The organism is Streptomyces sp. NPDC006879 (assembly GCF_042869595.1).
Classification (GTDB): Bacteria; Actinomycetota; Actinomycetes; order Streptomycetales; family Streptomycetaceae; genus Streptomyces.
Genome location: NZ_JBIAGC010000108.1, coordinates 1 through 1,384 on the forward strand (window position 1 = coordinate 1; position 1,384 = coordinate 1,384).

A 1,384-nucleotide genomic window follows, 5' to 3' on the forward strand; every position below is an offset into this window, starting at 1 on the left:
GGGAGTGTCCAATCAACGGCTGATCTTGGTTGTTGAGGTTCAGTGGCTGGTGGTGGGGGTGAGGCGGCCTTCGAAGGCGATCTGGAAGGCGTTGAGGGGGGCCTTCCAGCGCATCGTCCAGCGGCGCCGTCCCTTGCCGGTCGGGTCGAGGCTCATCAGCGCCATGTAGACGCACTTCAGGGCGGCATTCTCGGAAGGGAAGTGGCCGCGGGCCCGCACGGCCTTGCGGATGCGGGCGTTCACGCTCTCAATCGCGTTCGTCGAGCAGATCACCTTGCGGATCTCGACGTCGAAGGAGAGGAAGGGCACCATCTCGGCCCAGGCGTCGGACCACATCTTGATCACGGCCGGATACTTGGTGCCCCACTTCTCGGAGAACTCCAGGAAGCGTTCGGTCGCGGCGGCCTCGCTCGGTGCCGTGTAGACAGGGCGGAGGTCCTTGGCGACCTTGTCCCAGTCCTGGCGGGCGACGTAGCGGATGCTGTTGCGGATCAAGTGAACGATGCAGGTCTGAACGACAGTTCGAGGCCAGACGGTCTCGACCGCGTCGGGCAGGCCCTTGAGGCCGTCGCAGACGAGCATCAGGACGTCCTCAACGCCGCGGTTGCGGAGCTCGGTGAAGACCTGGAGCCAGTGCTTGGCGCCCTCACCGCCGTCGCCCGCCCAGATCCCGAGGATCTCCCGGGTGCCCTCGACGGTCACGGCCATGACGAGGTAGATGGGGCGGTTGGCGACCTGGCCGTCGCGGATCTTCACGTTGATGGCGTCCACGAAGACCACCGGATAGACGCGGTCGAGCGGACGCGACTGCCATTCGGCCATGCCCTCCATCACCTTGTCCGTGATCGTGGTGATGGTCTGCTTGGACACGCTCGCCCCGTAGACCTCGGCCAGGTGGGCCGATATCTCCCCGTGCGTGAGGCCCTTCGCGGACAGAGAGAGCACCATCTCGTCGATGCCCGTCAGACGTCGCTGACGCTTCTTCACGATCTGAGGCTCGAAGGTGCCGGCGGTGTCACGGGGCACCTTCACCTCGACCGGACCGACGTCAGTCAGCACCGTCTTCGACCGGGTTCCGTTGCGGCTGTTGCCGCTGTTGCGGCCCGTCGAGTCGTGCTTGTCATAGCCGACGTGATCGGTGATCTCGCCTTCCAGGGCGGACTCCAGCACGCGCTTGGTCAGCTGCTGCAGCAGCCCACCCTCCCCGGTCAGCTGCAGCCCGTCGGTACGGGCACGGTCGACCAGCATCGCGATCAACTGCTCGTCCGACACCGCCTCCGCAGCCGACTCGACGGCCACCTCTTCTACGGAATCGTGCTCGGCGATGGTCTCGCTCATCAGGCGTCTCCTTGATCATCGGATCCGCCGTCTATTGGACACTCCC

1 protein-coding gene is annotated in these 1,384 nt (G+C 65.4%); it reads right to left on the minus strand.

Features of this window, described 5'->3' with window-relative positions:
* Positions 1 to 39: 39 nt before the first annotated feature.
* Entirely contained in the window at positions 40 to 1,248 is a 1,209-nt protein-coding gene (locus ACFYMC_RS29760; protein WP_388531273.1) for an IS256 family transposase, read from the minus strand.
* Positions 1,249 to 1,384: the final 136 nt, after the last annotated feature.

Excerpts from the sequence above, each read along its gene's own strand:
- ACFYMC_RS29760 (WP_388531273.1), bottom strand. The coding sequence starts at position 1,248 with ATGCTGGTCGACCGTGCCCGTACCGACGGGCTGCAGCTGACCGGGGAG.